At 58.9% G+C, this 3,371-nt stretch carries 4 protein-coding genes; all 4 read right to left on the reverse strand.

Translation table 11 applies throughout. From position 1 onward, the window contains the following. Positions 1 to 397: 397 nt before the first annotated feature. On the reverse strand, positions 398 to 640 hold the full coding sequence (locus VGI36_21555; GenBank protein HEY2487737.1) for a hypothetical protein: 243 nt from the start codon (positions 638 to 640) through the stop codon (positions 398 to 400). Between the two features lie 219 nt (positions 641 to 859). Further along, positions 860 to 1,816: a PHB depolymerase family esterase gene (locus tag VGI36_21560; GenBank protein ID HEY2487738.1), complete on the reverse strand. Its 957-nt coding sequence runs from the start codon at positions 1,814 to 1,816 to the stop codon at positions 860 to 862. A gap of 378 nt (positions 1,817 to 2,194) precedes the next feature. Further along, positions 2,195 to 2,614 carry a hypothetical protein gene (locus VGI36_21565; GenBank protein ID HEY2487739.1) on the reverse strand — a complete coding sequence of 140 codons (420 nt, stop codon included), beginning with the start codon at positions 2,612 to 2,614 and terminating at the stop codon, positions 2,195 to 2,197. Between the two features lie 144 nt (positions 2,615 to 2,758). Then, positions 2,759 to 2,992, reverse strand: a complete 234-nt coding sequence (locus VGI36_21570; GenBank protein ID HEY2487740.1) for a hypothetical protein — start codon at positions 2,990 to 2,992, stop codon at positions 2,759 to 2,761. Between the last annotated feature and the right edge of the window lie 379 nt (positions 2,993 to 3,371).

Consider the following 3,371-nt stretch of genomic DNA (forward strand, 5'->3'; position numbering starts at 1 on the left):
GGGTGGGGCAACGCTGACGCTGACTGGTCGGGCATAGCGAAGGCGATCGCTCAGCGCACAAACCAATGGGTAGCCCTGCTCGGTGACTTCATCGATTCCTGTCGGAAGATCCAGCACGCAAGATCCACTAGCCAGGGCGCGCATTGAAGTCGTTTCTCTGCGTGATCGCGACCGACTACGGGCGAACGGCCGGTTTCGGCGCAATCCCGTCACCTTGATGGGTCGCGGCGAAGGACCGCTCCCCACCAGCGAGCCGACCTCCGCAGCGGGTATCAAGCGTCAGACTTGATCCACTAGACAGGTGCCAGGCAATACCTTCGTACATTGGATAGCTACAAGCTGCATCAACAAACAAAATTGACAACAATCTTAATAATGTGATTGCAAACCAAATAAACTAACAAGTTATCAAACTAACCATGGCCGCCGCCTCAAATCCCGCCCGAATCCGGCCGTAAACCGCCCCCCGGTCGCTTCCCGTCCCGTCTTGCCCGCCCGCCAGACGGCTGAATCCAAGACTCAGCTTGGCGCACGTATATCCGAGGCGAAATACCGGCAGCTGAAGCTTCCCGCCGTCTTGCGCGGCGTGACAGTTCAGACCCTGGTCGAGCAGGCGATCCTGGAGTTTTTGATCAACCATCCGGAATTGCTGCAGAGCAGTGTCTCCGAAACACTTGCCAAATCATCGCCACGAAAGCCGCGATAGCCAGCAACGGCTCATTCCCGGAATCCTTTCCCAGCCCAGTGTTCCCAGCCTACCCAGTATGCCGCTGATCTGTGTCCAGTAATTCGGCCGAGACCCAAAATCGGTGAAAACCTGTTCGTCCGCCGCCGGTTCAACGGTGAGCATCGGCATGGTTCACCGGGACAACTGGGAGTTCTCGCAGAAGAAGCGCAGCATCTCACGACTGGCGTCGGGTCCACGAGGATCGGTGCAGGACCCAGAAGGGCTCCCCCCTGACCAGGCGTGACCTGCTCCATGCAATACCCACTGCTCCAGGATCGGCCGGCCGTTCTCATCCGCGTGGAGCGTGCGCGTGTAGCTGATCCCGCCTGCAGACTGGCCCCGGCTGATCGTCAGGTGCAACGGCACACCCCCCGTTGACTGGGCAATAACCTGATCTCCGTTCAGCGGGCTGACCGTGTTATCGCAGTCGCCGTGAAATACGATTGTCGGCAATGGTCGTCTTCCCCCTTCCGCCGGCGGCGGTGACCCGCCCTGGCGCATTGCCGAGAAGGCCGAGGTCAGGTCATTTGCGGCACCACATGCAAGTCCGGAATGAACGCAAATTGCGGAGTACAAATCCGGATATGCCGAGCCCATGATGGCGGCCGCGGCGCCGCCTGCTGATAGCCCCGCTACGTAGACGCGAGCCGGATCTACCGCGAATTCATGCATGATTTGTCGCGTGATCCCTGCGATTAGAGAAGGTTCGCCCTTGTCCCGCAACTGGTCGCCGGCTGTAAACCAGTTCCAACATTGCAAGGAATTTGCCGACGATGGTTGCCCGGGATAGGCGACTAGAAAGCCTTGCTCTTCGGCCAATTCATTCATTCGCGTACCAGCCGCGAAGTCATCCGGTGACTGTTTGCAACCGTGCAGCATCACGATAAGTGACAGTGGGTCGCCGCAATAGCCGCTTGGAACGAACAGTTTGTACGCTCGGCAGCCAACCGCGTTCGCATAGGTAGACTCCTCAAAGCGGGCGCCATCAGGCAAAGCACATGGTACACGATCCCTGGCCGTTCTGCGCAGGCCGAGGCCGGAGCTGCGCACCCCGAACCGCTCAAGAAATCGGCGCATCGCGTCGGGCATGCGCGACTGATCCAGGCCTGCAACGGAAACGGAGGCGCGATGCGGTGCATCAACACCAGGTGCCGTCCAGCGACCTGAGCCGGAGGAGCGCGGCGGCATCATATCGATCAGTCGGGTCCTCACTGAGTCATGATCACGCTGTTCGGAACCCTCTGACGACGATTTTGGCTTTTGCGGCCATCGCTGCAGGAGCGCCGTTGCCTCTGCAAGCTGCCCCGCGCGGGTAAGGCGGATCGCCTCGGCCAGGCGCGCGTTCAGGTCCAAAATCATAATGGTCATTTCCTTTCTTGAGGGAAGAATCAGGCAAGGGATGAGCGCGCCCTTCCCGGTATCGGAATGGGCATGGCCAACTCAAGCTGGTTCAAGCGCGGAGGCGAGCTATTGGATGCGATCGCCTAACGCTGCCTTGATCGCGGGGCTGACCTGCAGCGCGCCTAAGACGTGGATTGAGGCAATTGTTCGCAAAGCCAGTTCTGGCGACACGTCGTCAGCGATACTGGCCAAGCCGAGAACCTGGATGTCAAGTGTCTCACCCGCAGCCTGGACCGCTTCCAAGTCTTGCCGAGTGTAACGTCTGAGCCCGAGCTCAAGTCGGTGGCGGACCACAGACTGCTTGACCGAATCGTGATGACGGCCAAGCTGGTTGCGAATGGCTGTCCTGATAAAGTCGGTACGATTGGAGTAGAACCCTTCCTGTACGAGGAGGTCGATCTGACCAAGGTCGACGTACCCCAGGTAGATTGTTATTTTCTCACTATCGCTTGCCCTAGGTCGAAGCTCACGTACGTTGTTTGCCATCTTACGAACATCCGTTCACCATCCAGATGGATGGTATATCGCGAGCGATCGAGAATTTTCAAGCGGTAACAGCTAACCGACGCGACAGCATAAGCGTGCAAAACAGCCGTATGCGCTGGACCGTTATCTGAGCGCGGCGGAAATTTATGAACCCGGAGCATTCGCAAAAACATCGGAGGTGACGTCATAGACCGCACCTTTGAGATTCGGGTAAACGGCCGGGGACTGGTACAAACAAACCAGCTTGCCGAAGCTCGATGGGCGGCCCGCGCCGCTGCACAGGCAGGCGAAAGTGCGGAAATCGTTGATGCCGAAACGTGCCAGGTAGTCGAACGGTATCGGCCGCTCCAATGAAAGAATGCGTCCCAGCGCACCCATATCGTAATCCGCTCCGTTAGCGTCCGCGGTCTGGTGGAAAATTATCAGTGACCTTGGATTCTAACTCCGCCGATCTAGGTTCGAATCCTACTCCCCCAGCCAGTGCACCCCATTGGTTTCGGTAGTCTCGGTGCTCCCCCGACGTGCGCCGGAATACACCGCCTTTCCCCGGGCTTTGCGGCCCCGGCTTCTGCGGCCGGTGCGGGAGAGAGCCGCGAGTGGCGATAGAGTGCGTCCCAGGAGCAGAATATCTCTGTCGGGCCTTTTTGCAGTCACCGAACTCGCCACGCATCAGAACTGGCTGATGCCCCTGGAAGAGGTAACGCGGCCCGTGACGGAGCCTGCGACGATCGGGATCGTGGAGCTGGGTTATCCGAAG

This window comes from Candidatus Binataceae bacterium (assembly GCA_036495685.1).
Classification (GTDB): Bacteria; Desulfobacterota; Binatia; order Binatales; family Binataceae; genus JAFAHS01.

Coding starts and splice junctions, on each gene's coding strand:
- VGI36_21570 (HEY2487740.1), bottom strand. CDS start 2,992: ATGGGTGCGCTGGGACGCATTCTTTCATTGGAGCGGCCGATACCGTTC.
- VGI36_21565 (HEY2487739.1), bottom strand. CDS start 2,614: ATGGCAAACAACGTACGTGAGCTTCGACCTAGGGCAAGCGATAGTGAG.
- VGI36_21555 (HEY2487737.1), bottom strand. CDS start 640: ATGGTTGATCAAAAACTCCAGGATCGCCTGCTCGACCAGGGTCTGAAC.
- VGI36_21560 (HEY2487738.1), bottom strand. CDS start 1,816: ATGCCCGACGCGATGCGCCGATTTCTTGAGCGGTTCGGGGTGCGCAGC.